The following is an 18,894-nucleotide window of genomic DNA, read 5'->3' as shown; positions in this document are numbered from 1 at the left end:
CGCGCACAAGGCCGGCACCATCAAGGGCCTGAGCGCGGAGATCGGCGCCTCCCTCACCTCCGGCGCCGCGATCTGCGAGATCAAGGACTGACACCCCGGTCATCAGTACCGCTTCACGGTGGGCGTCTGCCAGGCCACACGGCCCGCAGGCGCCCACCACCCGTATCCGGACCCGATCCCTCCGGCCGGATCGTCGTGCGATCGTCCCGTGTTTTCAGGCGTTCGCACGATGCGGTGCGAGACCTGCTCCCGTACGGGTTTCCGCGCGTATTCTTCGAGCACCCGTACCGGTCGACGGCGCATCACGACGACCGTGGGAGACGATCATGCACGTCGCGTTCCGCACCTCTCTCGCCGGACGCCCCGGCCCCCGGGCCCGAGTCCGCGCCGACACCTCACGCCCGTCCGAGGCGACCCTCGACGGTGCGAACCGATCTCGTGCAGCTCGTCGGCGACCGACTAAAGGGCGCCGCCCGGCCGGTGGCTTCGGCGCGTTGCCGCGCCGGGCCCCGATGGAGGGATGAGGAGGAGACGCCCATGGAGTGGCTCGACAGGGCGGCGTGTGTGGGGGAGGACCCTGAACTGTTCTTCCCGGTCAGCGGAACCGGACCGAGCCTGACACAGATCCGGCGCGCCCAGGCGGTGTGCGACCGCTGCCCGGTGACCTGGCAGTGCCTCGATCTGGCGCTCGGGATGCGGCACGCGAGCGGGGTGTGGGGCGGAATGACCGAGACGGACCGGGCCGAGCTCCGGCGCCCGCGCCGCTCCGTGCGCTGACCGCGTTCAGCCCGCCGCGCCGGAGCGCAGCGCCCGGCGGACCCCGTACACGAGCGCGCCCGCCGCGACGACGGACGCGCCCGCGATCACGGAGCCCACAGGCAGCGCGAACGCGAGCACCAGGCAGCCGAGCAGCCCGACGACGGGCACGATCCGCGCGGGGCGGCCCTCCTGCGGGGACAGGGTGAGGGCGGACGCGTTGGCGACGGCGTAGTAGACGAGCACGCCGAACGACGAGAAGCCGATCGCGTCCCGTACGTCGGCGAACGCGGCCAGCGCCGCGACGACGACGCCCACCAGCACCTCGGCCCGGTGCGGCACCTTGAAGCGCGGGTGGACGGCGGACAGTGCGCGCGGCAGATGCCCGTCGCGGGCCATCGCCAGTGTCGTGCGCGAGACCCCGAGGATCAGCGCGAGCAGCGAGCCGAGCGCGGCGACGGCCGCCCCCACCCGCACCACCGGCGCCAGCCAGTCCGCACCCGCGGCCCGCACCGCCTCCGTCAGGGGTGCGGCCGCCGCCCCGAGCCGGGCGGGCCCGAGCACGCTCAGCGTGCCGACCGCCACCAGGACGTACACGACGAGCGTGATCGCGAGCGCGACGGGGATGGCGCGGGGGATCGTACGTGCGGGGTCCCGCACCTCCTCGCCCAGCGTCGCGATGCGCGCGTACCCGGCGAACGCGAAGAACAGCAGCCCGCTCGCCTGGAGCACCCCGTGCCACGAGGCGTCCGCCCCGATGTCGAGCCGGGCCGGGTCCGCCGCGTCCGAGGAGAGGGAGGCGACCACCACGGCGGCGAGCACCGCGAGGACGACGGCGACGATGGCCCGGGTCAGCCAGGCGGCCTTCTGCACGCCGACGAGGTTCACGGCGGTCAGCGCCACGACGGCCCCGACGGCGATCGCGTGCGCCTGCCCCGGCCACACGTACGCCCCCACGGTGAGCGCCATCGCCGCGCACGAGGCGGTCTTGCCGACGACGAAGCACCATCCGGCGAGGTAGCCCCAGAACTCCCCGAGCCGCTCACGCCCGTAGACGTAGGTGCCGCCGGAGGCGGGGTAGCGGGCGGCGAGGCGGGCCGAGGACGTCGCGTTGCAGTACGCCACCACCGCCGCGAGCGCCAGGCCCGCGAGGAGACCCGAACCGGCGGCGCGGGCCGCCGGGGCGAGCGCGGTGAAGACGCCGGCCCCGATCATCGACCCGAGCCCGATCACCACCGCGTCGGTGACGCCGAGCCGCCGCACCAACGCGTCCGGCCCGCCCGCCCCGCCCGATCCGACCGCCCCCGGCGTCCTGCTCACGGCCATGCTCCTCGTCCTCGTCTCGTCCTCCGGCGGGGCTCTGTCCCGGCCGAACGACTGCGACCCTAGCCGCGCGTGCCTTCCAGGTGTGCCGCGGCCTCGGCGGCGCTGTACGTGGAGGCGAAAGTGAAGGCGCGCGGCGACGGCCCGTTCGCCCGCAGTTCATCGAGCCGTTCCAATGCCTCCTCGACGGACGGCACATGCCCGGCCGGCACCCACCAGAGCACCAGATGCGCCTCGACGTGCCGCGCGAACCAGTCGCGGCGCCCGCGCATCACCTCCAGGTGCCCGCTGCGGTAGGTGAAGTCCCAGAGGGCTTCCGAGGACTCCCACACCGACAGGTTGACGATCACGTTCTCACCGGCCGGGCGCAGGTCGGTCGCGTTGTCCGTCCCGTCGCCGACGAGGCGCCAGACGAATCCGGGAGCGCTGTCGGCGGAGGCGTTGACCGGGTCCAGCATCTCGACGAACGGGGCGATGCGCGGATCGTCGAGGGGGTGCAGCAGCTTGGCGATGTTGAGTTCGGCGAGGTGGGCGGTGGCGGCAGCGGGCACGGCTGAGGTCATGCCGTCATCCCAGCACGCCCCGCTTTTCTATGTCAATCAGGATTGTTTTTAGAGTGACTGAGGAGGTGTCAGGCCTCCTCGACCACCACGCAGCACTCGTCCGGCCGGGCGTCCATACGGGCCCGCACCGGGCCGTCCGTGCCGAGCAGGCCCTCCAGGAGGGCGAGGTTCATGCCGCAGACGAGGGGCGGGAACCGCTCGGCGACGGCGTGGAAGGGGCAGTTGCGCATCCGGACCACGGGCGCGCCCGTACCGTCGTCCCCGGTCCGCTCGACGTGCGGCTCGTAACCGCGTGCCGCCAGCGTGGCGAAGGCCTCGTCGAGCCCGGCGCAGGGGTCCGTCGAACCGCGCAGCGACGCGCCCCGGCGGCGCGCGGCCGCGCACAGCCCGGCGTCGAGCCCCGCCTCCTCGGCGGCCTCGGCGAGCAGTTCGGCGGCCGTGCGGTAGTCGCGGGCGGGCAGCGACACGGTCCGCTCGGCGCGGACCCGCGTGTACACCTTGGCGGGCCGCCCGGCGCCCGGCCCCGAGCGCCCGGTCAGCCGGCGGCTCCCGCTCTCCAGCAGCCCGACCTCGGTCAGCTTGTCCAGGTGGTGCGCGGCGAGGGTGCGCGCGACACCGGCGGCCTCCGCGGCCTCGTTGCGTCCGACCTCGCGGCCCTGCCCCGCCACGTACTCGTACAGCCGTCGCCGTACGGGGTCCTGCAGGGCCGCGATCGCGTCGATGTCCCCGGGGTCGCGGCTGTCGTGAGCCGTGCCGGTTCCCTGGGTGTCCTCGGTGTCCTCCATCCGGCCAGTCTAGAAACAACCAGGGTTGGAGTTAGAAGGTCAGGTCGTCAGGAACCTTCCGATCCGCGCCCGCAGGGCCTCGTCCCGGCGGATGAACTCGTCGACGACTCCCGACAGGAGGACCCTGCGGTCGCCGTCCGCGAGCACGGTCGCTCGGCGCACCTGTCCGGGCGTCAGGGCGTCGAGGCCGAGGGCCTCCAGAGCCTCGCACGCGCCGTCCGGATCGGCGCCCAGCTCGGCGGAGCGCAGGGCGGCCTCGGCAAGGGCGTCGCGGGCCGGCGATCCTGATGCCACCGCCGCGAGCGCGGCCGCTGCCGCCGGTGCGCGGACGGGATCGTCGAGGGCGGCTTCCAGGTGCGGGACGAGCGGGCGGGCCGCCGGACCCAGCGAGCGGGCCGCGCGGGCGGCCCGCACGACCGTCCACCGGGCCCATGCGTTCTCCGCCGCGCGGGTCAGGACCGAGTCCAGTACGCCGACCGCCTCGGCCGCGTCGCCCGTGATCCGCCACAACGCCTCGGCGATCGCCGTGTCCGCGTCCAGGGCCGGAGTGGTGTCGCTTCCGGAGGCGCTCAGGGCCTCGCGCAGAGCCGGGGCCAACTCCGCCGCCCGGGAGCCCAGTTCACCCGCGATCCGGGCGGCGGCCGCCACCTCGTGGGCACCGCCCCCGAGTTCCTGCCGCAGGCGGTGCAACAGGGGCGCGGGATCGCCGGTGAGCGTGTGGACGGCCTGGGCCGCCGCCAGGGAACCGGCTTCGGCCGCCGCGCGGAGCGGCTCCACGACCTGGGTGCGCACCTCGGCGGGGCACGCCGGGGCGATCGCGGCGATCGCCCGCGCGGCCTGGTGGGGATGGTGGGGGAGCGCGGCGCACAGCTCCGGCAGCGCCGGTGCCGCGGCGGCGTTCCAGCAGGCCAGCAGGTGCGTGAGCTGCCAGGGCTCGTTGCCCTTCAGCTCCTCCGGGTGCGCGAGCCGGGCGCGGACCGCGGCGAGGAGCCCGTCCGCGTACGGGAAGACCGGCCCGTCGGTGCGGATGCCCCGGCCGACGGCCGCGCCGAAGGCCCGGGGGCGCCGGCCGAACGCGGCGGTGAGGAGGGGGAGCGCCTGCTCGGGGGCGACGTGCACGAGTGCGGCCAGGGCGCGGTCCGCGGGGTCGTCGCCCTCCTCCGCGTTCCGCCCGGCGAGCGGGAGGAGGAGGTCGGCGAGTGGCGCGGCGGCGGGGCCGAGCGACCCCAGCAGGGACGCGATCCCGAGCAGTGTCTCCTCGTCGACGGCCGCCGCACGCAGCGCCGGGAGCAGCCGCGCCGGGGCGCTCCGCGAGTGCTGGCACGCCTGCTCGGCCGCCCACAACCCTTCGGTGCGGACCTCGGCCCGGCCGTCCCGCGCCGCCGCGTCGATCAACGCGAACGCCGCCTCGCGCGCGCCCTCCTGGTCCCGGTCGAGCAGCGCCTCGACGACGGAGGCCAGCGGCTCGCCCCGCTCCTGATCGAACTCGGAGCGCACCGCTTCGGCGGGAAGCACCGACAGCATCGTCCGCTGCAACGGCTCGGTCCAGGGCGCCCCCGCGTCCAAGTGCGCGAAGACGGCCGCCAGTCGCACCACCCCGGGCTGCTCCGGCTCCAGCACCGTGGCGGCGAGCGCCGCGCCGGCCGCCGGGTCGAGCCGGGCGATGCCCGCCAGGACCTCCGCGCGCACCCCGGGCTCGGACTCCCGCTCCCACCGCGCACGCAGTGCGTCCCGTACGTCGCCGACCGCGCGCGTGTGGGCCAGCGCCCACGCGGCGGCCCGCCGAACGCCCGCCGACTCGTCACCCAACAGCGGTATCAGGAGCGGCAGTTGAGCGACGACCGCCGCTCGCACCGCACCCGGCTCCATTCCGGACTCGTCCCCGCTCTCGGCCATCCCGCCGAGCAGCGCCAGGACATCTTCCGCGCGGTGTCCGGCCGCCGCGATCCGGGCGAGGAACGGCACGGCCGCCACGGTCGCGGGGTAGACCGTCCCCTGGTGCAGCACGTTCCCGTACAACTCCGACAGCGCCTCCTCCGCCGCGTCGTCGTCGGGATCGGTCAACGCCCGCAGCAGTGCGGGCACGTCGCCGGCGCTCCCGTACGCGTGGGAGACGGAGTCCCAGGGGAACGAGTCCAGGCCGGCGAGAGGGTCCACAAGATCCATGCGGGCATCCTGCCAGCAGGGTCCGACAACGGCCGCCCGGCCTCCGCTCCGCCGCCGCACAATTCGCTGGTGCCCGCGTGATCACGCACGCATGCTGTACTCCGTGCAAGAAGACAGACACCAGATCCGCGCCCGCCACACCGAATCCACCGTCACCGTCTACCAGGCGTACTCCCCGCGGATCGGCCTCCCCGCAGCCCGCGACGGGCGCTTCCCGGAGCTCTGGAAGCGGGACCGGATGACGTGGATCAAGCCGTCCTTCCTCTGGATGATGTACCGCTGCGGCTGGGCGGCCAAGGAGGGCCAGGAGGTCGTCCTCGCCGTCGAGATCACGCGCGAGGGCTTCGAATGGGCGCTGGACCACGCGTGCCTGTCCCACTACGAGCGCGGTCTGCACGAGGACCGCGACTCCTGGAAGCGCGACCTGCGGCGCTCCCCGGCCCGCGTCCAGTGGGACCCCGAGCGGGACCTGCACCTCCAGGCCCTGCCGTACCGCTCGCTCCAGTTGGGCCTCGCCGGCGAGGCCGCGGGCCGGTACGCGGACGAGTGGACGGTGTCCATCACCGACGTGACCGACCTGGCGCACGAGATCCACGGGCACGTGCGCGCGGGCGAGCTGGAGCGCGCCCGGGAGTTGCTTCCGCAGGAGCGCGTCTATCCCTTGGGCGAGGGCCGGTTGAGCCACCTGCACCGCTGAGCCCGGCTGCCTTCGGCTCGGCGGCTTTGACCCGACCGCCTGCGACCCGACCGCCTTCGACCCGGAGGGCCGGAAAATCCCTTGACCCGACCACGGGGCGTACCGGCAGGCTGGCGACGATCACGGGCGCCGCACGGGGTGGTGCCGAGGAGCAGGGAGCAGCGGCAGCGGTGGAGATCCGTCCCACGACCGACGAGGACCGCGACGTCTTCGTCGACACGATGCACACGGCGTTCGGCCGTTTCCCCGAGACCCCCGACGAGCACGGCGGCGGGGTCTGGTGGGCGGCGCTGGAGATGGACCGCAACGTGCTCGCGGTGACCGAGGACGGGCGGCCCGTCGGCACGGCCGGCACGTACTCCTTCGAACTGACCCTGCCCGGCGGCGCGCTCGTCCCGGCCGCCGGAGTGACCGCCGTCGGCGTCGTGCCCTCGCACCGGCGCCGGGGCGTGCTCAGCGCGATGATGCGCCACCAGCTCACCGAACTGCGGGACCGCGGCGAGATCCTCTCCGTGCTGCTCGCCTCCGAGGCCGTGATCTACCGCCGGTTCGGCTACGGCCCGGCGACGTACAGCGGGCGGCTCACCGTGCCCCGCCACCGCGCCTCCTTCGCCGCTCCCCGGGCAGGCGGCGGCGCGGGTCCGGATCTCACGGACGAGGGCTCCGTCGAAGTGCTGCGCAGCGACCGGTGCCGCGCACTCCTCGAAGAGATCTACGACCGGTACCGCCGCGTCCAGCCCGGCGCCCTGTCCCGGCCGCACCACTGGTGGGAGGTGGGCGCGGGCCAGCCCCCGATCGCCCCGGCCCCACGCCACATCGCCGTGCACCGCGACGCGCACGGGACTCCCGACGGGTACGTCAGCTACGCGATCAGCGAACCCGACGTCCTCAAGGCCGACGAGATCATCGCCGTGGACGACGCCGCGTACACGGCCCTGGCCCGCCACGTGCTCGAGCACGACCTCGTCGGCGAGATCGTCATCAAGCACGTACCGGCCGGGCACCCGCTGCGCTGGCAGCTCGCCGACTTCCGCGCCGCCGAGACCGGCCCGGACGGCGACTGGCTCTGGGTACGGATCCTGGACGTGCCCCGGGCCCTGACCGCGCGCGGCTGGAGCACCGACGGAGACCTCGTCCTGGAGGTCACCGACCCGTTCCTCGGCGGCGCGCCCGAGCGCCACCTCCTGTCGGTCCACGACGGCAAGGCCGACTGCGTCCGCACCGACCGCGAGCCCGACCTGTCCCTCGACGTGAGCGACCTCGGCTCGATCTATCTCGGCGGCACCACCCCGAGCACCCTGGTCCGCGCGGGCCACATCAAGGCCCATCACGCTGAAGCCTCCGAGCTCGCGGACACCCTGTTCCGTACGGACCGCGCACCGCACTGCCTGCACTGGTTCTGACCCGGACCGGCGGCGGAACCGGGACGCTCAGGTGGACGAGCCCGGTCCCCGGCCCGCCGCCGCCCGGTGCTCCCGCCGCAGCCGGTCCCCGACCGCGCACCGCTTCGGGAGCCGCGCGCACTCCGCGCAGTCCATCAGGTGGTCCAGGTACTTGCGGTACTCGGGCCAGCCGGACGCCTGTCGGTCCTGCGCGTTCACCACAACTCCCTGCACCCGGCCGGGCCGGAAGACGCACGCGGCACGCATGCCTGCCGCGTGCGTCCCGCCCGGGAACCACCTCGCAGAAGGAACGTTTCCTCATGAGGGCGGATTTCGCGGGCAGGCGCGCCGTCGGGGCGGAACGTGTCGCTCCGCAGGGGGTGCCCGGTCCGGGCGGGGCAGTGCGCGTACCCTCACCCCGTGCCCCGCCATCGAAACAAGCCACGCCGCCTGGTCGCCGACGGCCGCGTGTACCTGTGGACGCTGCGTCACCACCACCGGGTCCTGGACGGCGGCCGGTCCGCGGACTGCCGTCAGACCCTCACGCTGTACCCCCAACCGACCGGTACGGGCGGCCCGTTGCGCATCGTCTTCGGCGAGGGCGCCGACCGCTTCGTCCCCGGCGGAGCGCCCCTCGGCTCTGGGGACGTGGGCTACGTCCACGGCAGTTCCCTGAACCTGCACGAACCGGGTGCGGTGCGCGCCCTGCTCGACGCGGCCCTCGATTCCGGCTGGGACGCGACGGAACGCGGCCTCGTCGAGCGCGACGGCTGGGACCTGCTGGAAGCGGCGGTCGCGGCCCACGCCGCGCCGGCGGAGTAGCGCACGCGGAGTAGCGCACGCGGGCCGGGCCCCACGGACGGATCCGTGAGGCCCGGCCCGGCGGCGTATGACGTACGGGCGTCAGCCCACCGGCGCGATCGACCGGCCCGCCCACTGCGGGGCCGGTCCGGTGAACTCGGCGAAGCGGGCGAGGACCGCGTCGGGCAGCGGCACCGCGCGCCCCGCCGCCTGGTCGACGTGCACGGCCATCAGCTCGGTCGTCGCCACGGGCTCGGCGTCCGCCTCCGGCTCGCCCTCCGCGTCGTCGACCACGTACATCTCGTGCGTGAAGCGGGCCTTCCTGCCCGCCGCGCCCAACACCCGGGTGCGGACGGCGAGATGGGCGCCCTCCGGCACGTCCCGCAGATAGCGCAGATGCGACTCGACCGTGTACAGGGAGCAGCCCGTGGACTCGCGGTAGCCCGAGTGCAGACCCGTCTCGATCATCAGGGCGTCGGTGGCGTGGCCGAAGACGAGGACGTAGAAGGCCTCGCTCATATGGCCGTTGTAGTCGATCCACTCCGGGCGGACCGTGCTGTGCAGCAGCGGCACGGAGGCCGTCGTCGCGGTCATCGCGGGCCCTCCTGCTGCGGCAGGCGGCCCGTCGCGCGCAGGACGTCGATGACGCCCCGGTCGCGCTCGGCCACGAGATCGGCGATCGTGCGCCCGGCGGCCGCCTCGTCGCACCCCTCGACCACGGCGTCGTACAGCGCCTTGTCCAGCTCGGGCGCCTCCAGGCGGGTCCACGGCGACTTCAGGGACGGGCCGAAGTGGTCCAGCATGTGCGCCATGCCGCCCTCGCCGCCGGCCAGCGCGAACGTCAGCATCGGGCCCATGAACGCCCACCGCAGGCCGGGACCTTCGGTGATCGAGTCGTCGATCTCCTTCACCGTCGCCTCACCGTTGGCGACCATGTGCAGCGCCTCGCGCCACAGGGCCTCTTGGAGCCGGTTCGCGATGAAGCCCGGCACCTCGCGATTCATGGTGATCACGGACTTGCCCGCGACCTCGTAGAAGCGCGACGCCCACGCGACGGCGTCCTCGGTGGTGCTCTCGCCGCCGACGACCTCGACCAGCGGGATCAGGTACGGCGGGTTGAACGGGTGCCCGACGACCAGGCGCGACGGGTCCGCGGACGTGGTCTGCATGTCCGTCATCGGGTAGCCCGAGGTGGACGAGGCGATGACGACACCGGCGGGGGCCGCCGCGTCGAGCCGGGCCAGCAGGTCGCGCTTCAGGTCCAGCTTCTCCGGCGCGCTCTCCTGCACGAACTCGGCGTCGGCCACGGCCTCTTCGAGCGTCGCGACAACCGTCAGGCGATCGGCGGACGCGCCCTCGGCGAGACCCAGCTGGGTCAGCGCGGGCCAGGCGGCGTCGACCAGGCGGCGCAGCTTCTGCTCGGCGTCGGGCGCCGGGTCCCAGGCCGTGACGTCGTAGCCACGCGCCAGGAAGTGGGCGACCCAGCCGCCGCCGATGACACCGGCACCGACACAGGCGACGCGGCGGACGTTCTCGGGTGCGGTACGCATGATCAGGCGCCCTTCTTGCGCAGGCCGAGGATCTCGCGAGCCTCGTCGGGGGTCGCGACGCGGGCGCCGAGCGACTCGGTGATGGTCACGGCACGCTCGACGAGCTGGGCGTTGGTCGCCTTGTTGCCCTTGCCGAGGTACAGGTTGTCCTCCAGGCCGACGCGGACGTGGCCGCCCAGGAGGATCGACTGCGCGACCCAGGGCATCTGCATCCGGCCGAGCGCGAAGCTCGCCCAACGGGCGCCCTCCGGCAGCATGTTGACCATCGACTGGAGCACGCCCGGGTCGGCCGGCGCGCCCCACGGGATGCCCATGCACAGCTGGAACACGGTCGGGTCGTCGAGCAGCCCCTCCGCGAGCAGCTGCTTGGCGAACCACAGGTGGCCGGTGTCGAAGATCTCCAACTCCGGCCGCACGCCCAGCTCCTGGATGCGCCGGGCGCCGGCGCGCAGCATGTCGGGCGTCGACACGTACAGGTTCGAGCCGTCGCCGAAGTTCAGTGAACCGCAGTCCAGGGTGCAGATGTCGGGCAGCAGGTCCTCGACGTGCGGGAGCCGGTCCAGGCCGCCGACCAGGTCGGAGCCGGGCAGCGGGAAGCCCTCCAGCGGGCGGTCCGGGTCGATCACCAGGTCGCCGCCCATGCCGGCGGTGAGGTTGATGACGACGTCGGTGCCGGTCTCCTTCACCCGCTCGACGACCTCCCGGTACAGCTTCGGGTCGCGCGACGGGGCGCCGGTCTCGGGATCGCGTACGTGGATGTGGACCACAGCGGCGCCGGCCTCCGCGGCCTCCACCGCGTTCCGGGCTATCTGTTCCGGGGTGACGGGGACGTGCGGGCTGCGGCGGACGGTGTCACCTGCGCCGGTGAGGGCGCAGGTGACGATGGTGCTCTCGTGCAGGGGCATGTGGGGGCCTCCCGTTCCGTTGGGGACTGGGTGTGGGGGGTTCTGGAGTGCGGGGAATGGAGCCGTCGCGTCGGGGAGCGGCTCAGGCCAGCAGGGTCGTGCGGACGTGGGCGAGGAGCGCGGCGTGCATGGCGTCCGCGCCGGCGACGCTCTTCGTGTCGGTGCCTTCGGTTCCGGCGCCGTCCGTTCCGGCGGCCAGGACCTGCGTCGCCAGGCCGTCGATGAGCGCGGTCAGGGTCAGCGCGGCGGCCTCGGGGTCGGCCGACGGGCGGAACACACCCTGCTCGATCCCCCGGCGGACGACGTCGGCGACGGTCTCCCGCCACTGGCGGTAGTACTCGGTGTGCAGCCGGCCCACCGCTGTGGACCGGGCGGCCTCGGCCCACAGGTCGAGCCAGACCGCCCACTGCCGGCGCTGCTGCGCGGTGCGCGGCGTCTGCAGTTCGATGAGCTGGCGCAGCTCCGCCGCCGCGTCGTCCGCCTCGGCGAGCCGGGCGGCGCGGCGCGCCGTGTCCTCGTCCATGCACCAGCGCACCGAGGCCTCCAGGAGGTCGGCGCGGCCGGGGAAGTGGTAGTGGATCGCGGCGCTGCTGGTGGCACAGGCACGGGCGATGTCCGCGACCCGCACCGCGTGGAACCCGTGCTCGGCGATCAGCCGGACCGTCTCGCGGACGATCTGCAGCGGCCGCCCGCCGTCGACGGGCACGGCGGCCGGCTCGGCGCCCGGCGCGGGCTCGGGGTGCTGCTCCCGGTGCCGCGCCCCGAGCAGCCAGCCCGCGTCCACCCGCCCCTCGTCGGCGATCCGTGCCAGCTCGGCGGCCGTGAAGCGGCGGGTGCCGCTCAGCGACCGGGAGAGCTTGGACGGATCCATGACGATGCGGCGCGCGAACTCGCGCTGGCTGACCCCCGCGGCCGTGATGACCTCACGGACGCGGGCGGCGGTGTCGGCGGCGGGCACGCCACCGGTGACGTCGTCGGTTTCCACGGGCACGACCCTAACCACGCATTGAGAAGAACTCAACACGTGGGCGCACAATTGCCTGATGAGCTGGGATGTTGCGTTCCTGACTTTCACATCAGTCAGGATCTCAACGCCCGCGACGGACCGTGCGTGCGGGGCGGATCAGGCGGCTTGGATCAGGCGAGGTGGATCAGCGCTGCGCGGTGATCTGTTCGCGCACCCACTCCGGGGCGGGGTTGGTGTGGGCGCGCCCGGCCACGACGACCGTCGGCACCGTCTCGTCGCCGCCGTTGACCGCGCGCACCGCCGCCGCACCCTCCGGGTCGCGCCAGATGTCGACCCAGTGCACCCGGCGCGCCCTCCGGCCGAGCCGGGCCCGCAGCCGCAGGCAGTACGCGCAGCCGGGCCGCCAGTAGACGACGGGGCGGCCGTCCGCCGCGCTGCGCCGCAGCGCCTCGGCCGCGCCGACGGATCTCGGGAAGGCCAACGGGGAGCCGACGCCGGCGAGCGCCAGGAACAGCAGGAAGATGCCGGCGGCCGCCCCCGGACTGTCCGCGAGCACCTGCACGGTGGCGAGGGCGGCGCCGCACAGGGCGATGAGCGACGGGGCGATCCAGGCGCGGGTCATGGGGCCGGAGGCTACAGGGCGCCCGGGGCACTCCAGGGGGCGTGGGGTTGCCCGGCCGGCCGGACCGTGGCTCGCGGAACGGCGGGGCCGGGCAACCCGGCGTCCGGAAATGGTGTGTGCAGGTCACCCGCGCTGCGCATCGCGCGTATCCGGACGTGCCTCACAACGAAGCAAGATCGGGCGCGTTGTGGCACAGGGGGCGTGAATTGACGTTGTGCCGCGCATCCTCACGCGCTGCGCACGCCGTCTTCACGAGACGGCTCTCCCGGTCGACGCGCCGGGTCGTCGCACGAACGCGGCCGGGTCGTCGCGCGGACGCGGCCGGGGCGCCGTCAGAGCACGGCGTCGGCGGCCATGACCGCCGCCACCGCCAGCAGGACGTAGGCGAAGACGCGCTGAAGGGTGCGCCCCTTGAGCTTCCGGGACAGCCGCTTGCCGTCCCACGCGCCGAGGATCGCGGCCGCCGTGAAGGGGGCGATGACGGCGAGGTCCAGATGGGTCCCGCTGCCGGCGCGGGCGCCGAGCGCGGCCAGGGAGTTGACCGTGATGACCAGCAGGCTGGTGCCGACGGCCCGCCGAATGGGCAGACTCAGCACGCCCACCAGGACGGGCACGGCGAGGAATCCGCCGCCGACCCCCAGGAACCCGGTGACGGCGCCGAGCCCGGAACCGGCCGCCCCCGCCTTGCCCGGGTGGACCGGGCCGGGGGTCCCGGTCTCGGCGGGGCGCAGCATCCGTACCGCGGCGAGGGCGGCGATCGCGGCGAACGCGAGGGTCAGCACGGTCTGCGGCACGCGGCCCGCGACCGCGCCCGCGAGCATCGCCGGGACGATCCCGGCCGCCGCGAAGAGGAGTCCGGTGCGCCAGGCGACGTTCCCGTCGCGGGCGTGCCCGGCGAGGGCCGTGATCGAGGTGACGGTGACGATGACGAGGCTGGTGGTGATCGCCGCCGTGGGGGAGAGGCCGAGCGCGTAGATCAGGGCGGGCACCGCGAGGACGCTGCCGCCCCCGCCGAGTCCGCCGAGGGCCAGGCCGACGACCGCCCCCGCGACGAGGGCGAGGAGGAGAGCGGTCATGCCGGGGAACCGTCGCTCCCGCGCGCGTCGACGACGGGATGGCCCGAGGAGGCCCAGTCCTGCATCCCGCCCATGACGTCCACGGCTTCGGCCCCGCGCTCGCGCAGCAGCGCGACGGCGTGCTGCGAACGCCTGCCGCTGCGGCAGATCACCACGAGCGGCCGCTCCGTCGCCACGGCGGGCAGCGCGCCCCCCGACGCCAGTGCGGACAGCGGAGCGAGGACGGCCCAGGGGGCGTGCCCCGCGTCCCACTCCTCCTGTTCGCGTACGTCGAGGAGGACGGCCGGGGCCTCGGCGCCGGCGGTACATCGGTGGGCCGCTTCGACGGTGACGCGGTGTGCACCGTCAGGGAAGGGGGACAGCATCTCGCAGCCTCTCGAGGGGAGTTGAGGGGAAAGAGGTGGAAGAGGTGGAAGAGGGGGAGCGGCGCTCAGGCGGCGACGACGGTCAGGCCGGCCTCGGCGGCCGAGTCGAACCCGTCGTCGACGGCCACGACGTCCCGGCCCGCGGCGTCGAGGAGCGACGCGGCCATGCCCGCCCGCATGCCTCCGGCGCAGTGCACCCACACGGTGCCGGCCGGGACCTCGCCGAGTCGTCCGTGCAGTTCGTGCACCGGGATGTGCACCGAGCCCGCGAGGTGGCCGCCGGCCCGCTCGGACGCGCGGCGCACGTCGAGCACGACGACGTCGTCCGTGCCGCGCTCGGCGAGTCCGGCGAACGTGGAGCGCGGGAAGGAGGCGAGAGCGCCGTCGGCGGCCCAGTCCTCGGGCGTGCCGGTCGCGGCGGCCGCCGGGCGGTCGATGCCGACCCGGACCAGCTCCCGCTGCGCGTCGGCGAGTTGGCCGGGGGACTCGGCGAGCAGGGTCACCGGCTTGCCCCAGGGGATCATCCAGGCCAGATACGTGGCGATCTTGCCGTCCGCCTCGAAGTTGAAGGTGCCCGCGACGTGGCCCTCGGCGAACGCGACCCGGTTGCGCAGGTCCACGACCCACTCGCCGGCCGCGAGCCGGGCGGCGATCTCGCGGGCGTCCGCGACGGCCGGGGGCGTCAGGTCGAGCGGGGCCGGGCCGCTCGCGTTGGCCGGGCCCATGTGCGCGTAGTAGGCGGGGACGTCGTCGAGCCCGTCGAGGAGTCCGGCGACGAAGGTGTCGACGTCGGTGGTGAGCGCCGCGTTGACCGTCTTCTCGTGGCCGATGGTGGTGGCGTCGCCCTCGGCCTGCGCGGAGGAGCAGAAGCTGCCGAAGCCGTGCGTGGGCAGCACCGAGGTCTCGTCCGGCAGTTCGGCCGCGAGGCGGTGCGCGGAGGCGTGCTGGGCGCGGGCCAGCTCCTCGGTCAGCCGGGGCTCGACCAGGTCGGGGCGGCCCACCGTGCCGATGAGCAGGGACCCGCCGGTGAACGCGGCCACGGGCGTGCCCCGCTCCTGGAGCACGTACGCGGTGTGGTGCGGGGTGTGGCCGGGGGTGGCGACGGCGCGCAGGGTGAGTCCGGTGTCGATCGTGACCGTGTCGCCGTCCGCCACCGGCACCCGCGCGAAGGACACGTGCGCCCCGGTCGGCACCAGATAGGCGGCGCCCGTCACGCGGGCCAGCTCCAGGCCGCCGGTCACGTAGTCGTTGTGTATGTGGGTCTCCACGACGTGCGTGATCCGCACCCCGCGCCGCGCCGCCGCGGCGAGGACCTGGTCGAAGTCGCGCGGCGGGTCCACAGCCACCGCTGTCTGCGTCCCGCCCGCCAGGTAGTGCCGGTTCCCGAGCCCTTCGAGCTCGATGGTGTCGATGAAGAACACGGTTCGTTCCCTTCCGTTCATTACCCCCCGGGGTATACGAAAACCGTAGCACAGGTACCCCCGGGGGTATTTTTCGCGGTGGGGTGAGGGGCGAGAGGGGGTGAGGCGGGGAGGGGTGCCCGGGTCGAGCCGGGACGGCCCGGGGCAGGGCTCGGCCGGTCGGCTACGAGGCGCCGACGGCCTCCAGGAGGCGGTGCAGGTCGTGGGCCGCCTCGGCGCTGGAGAGTGTCGCGGCGGTCAGGACGGCGGCGGTCGCCGCGGCGAGCAGCGGGTGGCGGCCGAGCGGCGGGGCGAGGAGCGCGGCGACGCGGCGCGGCACGGGTCCCGCGGCGGCGAGCCCGGTGCGGCGGGCGAGACCGAGGATGCCGAGCGCGGCGCCCAGGGGGCGGCGAGCGGCGGGCCGGGCGGCGAGCGCCGCCTTGCCGACGGCACGCGCGACCCGGCCGCGGTCACCGGTCGCGGCGACGGCGCGCTCGTCGGCCCAGCGCTCGATCGTGTAGGTCACGGACCGGGCGAGCGGGCGCAGGAGCGGGTTGGCGGCGGCGCCGAGCTGGGCCAGGGCCACGAACGCGTAGTGGTGTCCGGCCAGGTGGGCCCGCTCGTGCGCGAGCAGGATGCCGTGCTCGGTCCGGTCGAGGGTGTCGAGCATGCCCGTGGAGACGACGACCCGCCCCGGCATCCCGGGCAGCGCGAACGCGTCCGGCGCGTCGTCCTCGATCACGACCACACCGTCACGGGCCGGCATGCAGGCGGCCTCCAGCGCCGCGGCCGCGAGGGTGCGGGCCCGGCGCCAGAGCATCCGGACGGCCATGACGACGGCGCCGCCCAGGAGGAGCCCGGCGGCCAGGGAGACGGACAGCTCGATCGGGTCGTCGCGCTGCGCGGCACCGGCCGACCAGTGCCCGAGCCCGGCCAGGAACGGCAGCCGGATCAGCCCCGCGACGGCCAGTGCGCCCAGCGAGAGGGTGCTCGCCGCACCGAGGACCAGCGAGGTCGCGGTGAGCAGCCAGGTGGCGAGGCGCGGCTCGCACCGCTCGGCGAGCGGCCGGGCGAACAGCGGCGCGAGCAGCGGCAGCAGCAGCGGCAGGTAGACGGCGATGTGCATCGGGCGGCGCGCTCCTACGGGGCCTGGTCGAGCAGCTGTCGCAGCAGCTCGGCGTCGGAGCTGGAGAGGTCGTCCGCGAAACGGGCGAGGACGGTCTGCCGGTCCGGTCGCTCGGCCAGCACCGTGTGCATCCGGCGTGCGGCGAACCCGGCGTCGTCCGTCACCGGCGCGTACGCGTACGCCCGGCCGCGCCGCGTGCGGTTCAGCAGCTCCTTGGCGTGCATCCGGCCGAGGATCGTCACGACGCTGCTGTACGTCAGCTCGCCGCCGAGACGCTCGGTGACCTCGCCCGGTGTCAGCGCGGTACCGGCCCCCTGCAGCAGGGCGAGGATCTCGGCCTCGCGCGCGCCGTTGGGCCGCTTCGGGCCGCTGTCCGGCAGCTGGGAGCCCATGGGTTTGGCGTTCCTTCCTCCACCTTCTACAGTCGTGTAGAAGTTCGACACCGGTGTAGAAGCTGGTGTGCCTCAGTGTGCCATGCGCCCGAGCAGAAACGGACAACGGAAAACAGATGAGTGCCATCAGCCTCGGACAGTCGGTGATCCTCGGTGTCGTCGAGGGCGTCACCGAGTTCCTGCCCGTGTCCTCCACCGGCCATCTCAAGATCACCGAGGGGCTCATGGACATCCCGGTGAACGACCCCGCCGTGGTCGGCTTCACCGCGGTCATCCAGGTCGGCGCGATCGCCGCCGTGCTCGTCTACTTCTTCAAGGACATCGTGCGGATCGTCACCGCGTGGGGCCGCGGCCTGCGCGACAAGGAGGAGCGCCACCACCACGACTACAAGTTCGCCTGGTGGGTCATCTGGGCGACGATCCCGATCGTCGTCGTCGGCCTCGCCGCGAAGCCGCTCATCGAGGGCCCGCTCGCCTCGCTGTGGGTGGTCGCCGGTTCGCTCATCGCCGGGTCGGCCGTGATGTGGGTGGCCGATCAGATGGGCCGCCACAAGCGCGGCGAGGACGACACCTCGTTCAAGGACGCGATGCTCGTGGGCTGCTCGCAGATCCTGGCCCTGCTCTTCCCCGGCTTCTCGCGCTCCGGGGCGACCATGTCCACCGCGCTGCTGCTCGACCTCGACCGGGTCGCCGCGACCCGCCTCTCCTTCTTCCTCGGCATCCCCGCCCTCACCGGCGCCGGCCTGTACGAGCTGAAGGACGCGGTGGGCAGCGGGGCGGGCGCCGCGCCCATCGTGGTCGGCACGGCCGTCTCCTTCGTCGTCGCCTACGCCTCGATCGCCTGGCTCCTGAAGTTCGTGGCCCGGCACTCCTTCAACGCCTTCGTCGTCTACCGGATCGTGATCGGCCTCGCGCTGTTCGGCCTGCTCGGCACGGGCGTGCTCAGCGCCTGAGACCCCCGCCGGGGAGCGGCCCGGCGGCGGACCGCGGGGCCCGACAAGGTGCGGTCGTCCCCGACCTTGGGCAGAGTTAGGGGGCGATTTATGTCGTTCCAGATGACTGAGCCGGGGATCTCGTGGGACCGGAGTGAGCGATGTTCCGCAGTGGGTCCGCCGACGGCGGTGACGAGCTGCTTCAGCGGCTCGGCGCGCTGACCGCCCGGGCCCGGGAGCTGGCAGAGATGCAGCGCTCCCGGGTCGAGCTGGCGGTGGCCCTGCAGCACGGCATGCTGCCCCGCGACCTGCCGAGCCCGCCGGGCGTACGGATCGCCGTGGGCTACATGCCCGCCAACCACGGGCTCAACGTCGGCGGCGACTGGTACGACGCCTTCCCCATGTCCGACGGCCGCATCGGCATCTCCATCGGCGACGTCCAGGGCCACAACACGCAGGCCGCCGCCTTCATGGGCCAGGTCCGGGTGGCCCTGCGCGCGCTGGCCTCGGTCACCGAGGACCCCGGCCGGCTGCTCGGCCGTACGAACGACCTGCTGATCTCCCTCAAGGCCGACCTCTTCGCCACCTGCACCTTCCTGCGCCTGGACCCCGCCACCGGAGTCCTGGAGTGCGCGCGGGCCGGGCACATCCCCCACATCTGGGCCACCGCCGACGGCCGGTCCGGCATCGACGACGGCGACGTCGGGCCCCCGCTGGGGGTGATGCGCGGCGCCGAGTACCCCGTGGCCTGCCACCGGCTGACCGTCGGCGGCGTCCTGGTCCTGGTCACGGACGGCGTCGTCGAAGGGCCCTCCCTGCACATCGACGACGGCCTCGGCCAGGTCAGACGGCTCGCCGAGATCACCGCGGGGGCGAGTCTCGGCATCGACGCGCTCGTCGGCGGGGTGATGAAACTGGCCGACACGGTCGGGCACGAGGACGACGCCGCCGTGCTCGTCATCGGCCACGACGTCGGCGTGCCCTGGTACCCGGCACCGAACCGGCCCCGGACACCCGGAGGGCCCTCGCGCGGACCCGGCCAGGCCCCTTCGCCTGGCCGATCCGGCCCGCCCGGTGTCTGATGAC

The 18,894-nt window shown here is 74.2% G+C and carries 21 protein-coding genes; 6 read left to right on the top strand and 15 right to left on the bottom strand.

Going from position 1 to position 18,894, the window contains the following annotated elements; all coding sequences use genetic code 11:
- The first annotated feature begins 537 nt into the window (after positions 1–537).
- Positions 538–777 (top strand): WhiB family transcriptional regulator, encoded by a 240-nt coding sequence (locus tag ACIBTU_RS38360; protein WP_399131401.1) that lies wholly within the window; start codon positions 538–540, stop codon positions 775–777.
- A gap of 6 nt (positions 778–783) precedes the next feature.
- On the opposite strand, the gene ACIBTU_RS38355 is transcribed toward ACIBTU_RS38360, so the two are convergent.
- From ACIBTU_RS38355 to ACIBTU_RS38340, 4 genes are all read right to left on the bottom strand, one after another.
- Positions 784–2,082 carry an APC family permease gene (locus ACIBTU_RS38355; protein ID WP_399131400.1) on the bottom strand — a complete coding sequence of 433 codons (1,299 nt, stop codon included), beginning with the start codon at positions 2,080–2,082 and terminating at the stop codon, positions 784–786.
- A 59-nt stretch (positions 2,083–2,141) separates the two neighbouring features.
- Positions 2,142–2,642 carry a DUF3291 domain-containing protein gene (locus tag ACIBTU_RS38350; protein WP_399131399.1) on the bottom strand — a complete coding sequence of 167 codons (501 nt, stop codon included), beginning with the start codon at positions 2,640–2,642 and terminating at the stop codon, positions 2,142–2,144.
- A 68-nt stretch (positions 2,643–2,710) separates the two neighbouring features.
- Entirely contained in the window at positions 2,711–3,427 is a 717-nt protein-coding gene (locus ACIBTU_RS38345; protein ID WP_399131398.1) for a helix-turn-helix transcriptional regulator, read from the bottom strand.
- 39 nt (positions 3,428–3,466) lie between these two features.
- Positions 3,467–5,593: a HEAT repeat domain-containing protein gene (locus tag ACIBTU_RS38340; RefSeq protein ID WP_399131397.1), complete on the bottom strand. Its 2,127-nt coding sequence runs from the start codon at positions 5,591–5,593 to the stop codon at positions 3,467–3,469.
- Between the two features lie 91 nt (positions 5,594–5,684).
- Between ACIBTU_RS38340 and ACIBTU_RS38335 the strand changes: the two genes are divergently transcribed.
- Complete coding sequence (locus tag ACIBTU_RS38335; RefSeq protein ID WP_399131396.1) at positions 5,685–6,290, top strand: DUF4291 domain-containing protein; 606 nt, start codon at positions 5,685–5,687, stop codon at positions 6,288–6,290.
- 170 nt (positions 6,291–6,460) lie between these two features.
- Positions 6,461–7,693 carry a GNAT family N-acetyltransferase gene (locus ACIBTU_RS38330; RefSeq protein ID WP_399131395.1) on the top strand — a complete coding sequence of 411 codons (1,233 nt, stop codon included), beginning with the start codon at positions 6,461–6,463 and terminating at the stop codon, positions 7,691–7,693.
- Between the two features lie 27 nt (positions 7,694–7,720).
- Here ACIBTU_RS38330 and ACIBTU_RS38325 read toward each other — a convergent pair whose 3' ends face one another.
- Entirely contained in the window at positions 7,721–7,891 is a 171-nt protein-coding gene (locus tag ACIBTU_RS38325; RefSeq protein WP_399131394.1) for a hypothetical protein, read from the bottom strand.
- 201 nt (positions 7,892–8,092) lie between these two features.
- Between ACIBTU_RS38325 and ACIBTU_RS38320 the strand changes: the two genes are divergently transcribed.
- Entirely contained in the window at positions 8,093–8,494 is a 402-nt protein-coding gene (locus ACIBTU_RS38320; RefSeq protein WP_399131393.1) for a hypothetical protein, read from the top strand.
- A gap of 81 nt (positions 8,495–8,575) precedes the next feature.
- On the opposite strand, the gene ACIBTU_RS38315 is transcribed toward ACIBTU_RS38320, so the two are convergent.
- The 10 genes from ACIBTU_RS38315 to ACIBTU_RS38270 all read right to left on the bottom strand — a co-directional run bounded on the left by ACIBTU_RS38315 (position 8,576) and on the right by ACIBTU_RS38270 (position 16,876).
- On the bottom strand, positions 8,576–9,067 hold the full coding sequence (locus tag ACIBTU_RS38315; protein ID WP_399131392.1) for a thioesterase family protein: 492 nt from the start codon (positions 9,065–9,067) through the stop codon (positions 8,576–8,578).
- Positions 9,064–10,023, bottom strand: coding sequence for a 3-hydroxyacyl-CoA dehydrogenase NAD-binding domain-containing protein (locus tag ACIBTU_RS38310; protein WP_399131391.1), 960 nt, complete (start codon positions 10,021–10,023; stop codon positions 9,064–9,066). The genes ACIBTU_RS38315 and ACIBTU_RS38310 overlap by 4 nt, the downstream gene beginning before the upstream one ends.
- 2 nt (positions 10,024–10,025) lie before the next feature.
- On the bottom strand, positions 10,026–10,928 hold the full coding sequence (locus ACIBTU_RS38305; protein WP_399131390.1) for a 3-keto-5-aminohexanoate cleavage protein: 903 nt from the start codon (positions 10,926–10,928) through the stop codon (positions 10,026–10,028).
- Between the two features lie 82 nt (positions 10,929–11,010).
- Positions 11,011–11,913, bottom strand: coding sequence for a TetR family transcriptional regulator C-terminal domain-containing protein (locus ACIBTU_RS38300; RefSeq protein WP_399131389.1), 903 nt, complete (start codon positions 11,911–11,913; stop codon positions 11,011–11,013).
- A 166-nt stretch (positions 11,914–12,079) separates the two neighbouring features.
- Positions 12,080–12,517, bottom strand: coding sequence for a glutaredoxin domain-containing protein (locus tag ACIBTU_RS38295; RefSeq protein WP_399131388.1), 438 nt, complete (start codon positions 12,515–12,517; stop codon positions 12,080–12,082).
- A gap of 332 nt (positions 12,518–12,849) precedes the next feature.
- Positions 12,850–13,593: a sulfite exporter TauE/SafE family protein gene (locus ACIBTU_RS38290; RefSeq protein ID WP_399131387.1), complete on the bottom strand. Its 744-nt coding sequence runs from the start codon at positions 13,591–13,593 to the stop codon at positions 12,850–12,852.
- Entirely contained in the window at positions 13,590–13,958 is a 369-nt protein-coding gene (locus tag ACIBTU_RS38285) for a rhodanese-like domain-containing protein (RefSeq protein WP_399131386.1), read from the bottom strand. The genes ACIBTU_RS38290 and ACIBTU_RS38285 overlap by 4 nt, the downstream gene beginning before the upstream one ends.
- 65 nt (positions 13,959–14,023) lie before the next feature.
- Positions 14,024–15,379, bottom strand: a complete 1,356-nt coding sequence (locus ACIBTU_RS38280) for a rhodanese-like domain-containing protein (RefSeq protein ID WP_399131385.1) — start codon at positions 15,377–15,379, stop codon at positions 14,024–14,026.
- Between the two features lie 163 nt (positions 15,380–15,542).
- Complete coding sequence (locus tag ACIBTU_RS38275; RefSeq protein WP_399131384.1) at positions 15,543–16,484, bottom strand: M56 family metallopeptidase; 942 nt, start codon at positions 16,482–16,484, stop codon at positions 15,543–15,545.
- Between the two features lie 14 nt (positions 16,485–16,498).
- Positions 16,499–16,876 (bottom strand): BlaI/MecI/CopY family transcriptional regulator, encoded by a 378-nt coding sequence (locus tag ACIBTU_RS38270; protein ID WP_399131383.1) that lies wholly within the window; start codon positions 16,874–16,876, stop codon positions 16,499–16,501.
- A 116-nt stretch (positions 16,877–16,992) separates the two neighbouring features.
- Here ACIBTU_RS38270 and ACIBTU_RS38265 point away from each other — a divergent pair, with 116 nt between their 5' ends.
- The gene (locus tag ACIBTU_RS38265) at positions 16,993–17,829 is read left to right on the top strand and encodes an undecaprenyl-diphosphate phosphatase (RefSeq protein WP_399131382.1); all 837 of its coding nucleotides are present in this window, start codon (positions 16,993–16,995) and stop codon (positions 17,827–17,829) included.
- 140 nt (positions 17,830–17,969) lie between these two features.
- Entirely contained in the window at positions 17,970–18,890 is a 921-nt protein-coding gene (locus ACIBTU_RS38260) for a PP2C family protein-serine/threonine phosphatase (RefSeq protein ID WP_399131381.1), read from the top strand.
- The last annotated feature ends 4 nt before the right edge of the window (positions 18,891–18,894 follow it).

It is taken from the genome of Streptomyces sp. NPDC050145 (genome assembly GCF_044460245.1).
Taxonomy (GTDB): domain Bacteria; phylum Actinomycetota; class Actinomycetes; order Streptomycetales; family Streptomycetaceae; genus Streptomyces.
This window is presented reverse-complemented; position numbering and strand designations above follow the sequence as displayed.

What these genes read in the sequence shown, in the direction of transcription:
- ACIBTU_RS38275 (WP_399131384.1), bottom strand. Translation starts at nt 16,484, where the DNA reads ATGCACATCGCCGTCTACCTGCCGCTGCTGCTGCCGCTGCTCGCGCCG.
- ACIBTU_RS38315 (WP_399131392.1), bottom strand. Translation starts at nt 9,067, where the DNA reads ATGACCGCGACGACGGCCTCCGTGCCGCTGCTGCACAGCACGGTCCGC.
- ACIBTU_RS38290 (WP_399131387.1), bottom strand. Translation starts at nt 13,593, where the DNA reads ATGACCGCTCTCCTCCTCGCCCTCGTCGCGGGGGCGGTCGTCGGCCTG.
- ACIBTU_RS38295 (WP_399131388.1), bottom strand. Translation starts at nt 12,517, where the DNA reads ATGACCCGCGCCTGGATCGCCCCGTCGCTCATCGCCCTGTGCGGCGCC.
- ACIBTU_RS38355 (WP_399131400.1), bottom strand. Translation starts at nt 2,082, where the DNA reads ATGGCCGTGAGCAGGACGCCGGGGGCGGTCGGATCGGGCGGGGCGGGC.
- ACIBTU_RS38345 (WP_399131398.1), bottom strand. Translation starts at nt 3,427, where the DNA reads ATGGAGGACACCGAGGACACCCAGGGAACCGGCACGGCTCACGACAGC.
- ACIBTU_RS38340 (WP_399131397.1), bottom strand. Translation starts at nt 5,593, where the DNA reads ATGGATCTTGTGGACCCTCTCGCCGGCCTGGACTCGTTCCCCTGGGAC.
- ACIBTU_RS38265 (WP_399131382.1), top strand. Translation starts at nt 16,993, where the DNA reads ATGAGTGCCATCAGCCTCGGACAGTCGGTGATCCTCGGTGTCGTCGAG.
- ACIBTU_RS38285 (WP_399131386.1), bottom strand. Translation starts at nt 13,958, where the DNA reads ATGCTGTCCCCCTTCCCTGACGGTGCACACCGCGTCACCGTCGAAGCG.
- ACIBTU_RS38310 (WP_399131391.1), bottom strand. Translation starts at nt 10,023, where the DNA reads ATGCGTACCGCACCCGAGAACGTCCGCCGCGTCGCCTGTGTCGGTGCC.
- ACIBTU_RS38335 (WP_399131396.1), top strand. Translation starts at nt 5,685, where the DNA reads ATGCTGTACTCCGTGCAAGAAGACAGACACCAGATCCGCGCCCGCCAC.
- ACIBTU_RS38270 (WP_399131383.1), bottom strand. Translation starts at nt 16,876, where the DNA reads ATGGGCTCCCAGCTGCCGGACAGCGGCCCGAAGCGGCCCAACGGCGCG.
- ACIBTU_RS38260 (WP_399131381.1), top strand. Translation starts at nt 17,970, where the DNA reads ATGTTCCGCAGTGGGTCCGCCGACGGCGGTGACGAGCTGCTTCAGCGG.
- ACIBTU_RS38305 (WP_399131390.1), bottom strand. Translation starts at nt 10,928, where the DNA reads ATGCCCCTGCACGAGAGCACCATCGTCACCTGCGCCCTCACCGGCGCA.
- ACIBTU_RS38360 (WP_399131401.1), top strand. Translation starts at nt 538, where the DNA reads ATGGAGTGGCTCGACAGGGCGGCGTGTGTGGGGGAGGACCCTGAACTG.
- ACIBTU_RS38350 (WP_399131399.1), bottom strand. Translation starts at nt 2,642, where the DNA reads ATGACCTCAGCCGTGCCCGCTGCCGCCACCGCCCACCTCGCCGAACTC.